At 64.5% G+C, this 256-nt stretch carries 1 protein-coding gene; it reads right to left on the bottom strand.

The window, feature by feature from the left end:
- A partial coding sequence (locus tag ABR397_RS23945) for a phosphopantetheine-binding protein (protein ID WP_350307864.1) occupies window positions 1-256 on the bottom strand: 256 nt, incomplete at both ends.

Here is a 256-nt window from a genome sequence, read left to right as displayed (position 1 = left end):
CCATCAGCGAGTGGCCGCCGAGTTCGAAGAAGTGGTCGTGCCGGCTGATGCGTGCCAGCCCCAGCAGGTTTTGCCAAATCTGCGCCAGCGTGGTTTCCCGTTCACCCACAGGGGCTTCATAGTCACGGGTGACGGCGGCTGACTGGTCAGGCGCGGGCAGCGCCTTGCGGTCCAGCTTGCCGTTCGGGGTCAGCGGGAAAGCCGCCAGCATCACAAAGGCACTGGGCAGCATATAATCGGCCAGCTGCTGTGCCAG

The organism is Photorhabdus viridis, assembly GCF_040256935.1.
Taxonomy (GTDB): domain Bacteria; phylum Pseudomonadota; class Gammaproteobacteria; order Enterobacterales; family Enterobacteriaceae; genus Photorhabdus; species Photorhabdus viridis.
Note: the sequence above shows the minus strand (reverse complement) of the source record. Positions and strands in the feature narration are given on the sequence as shown.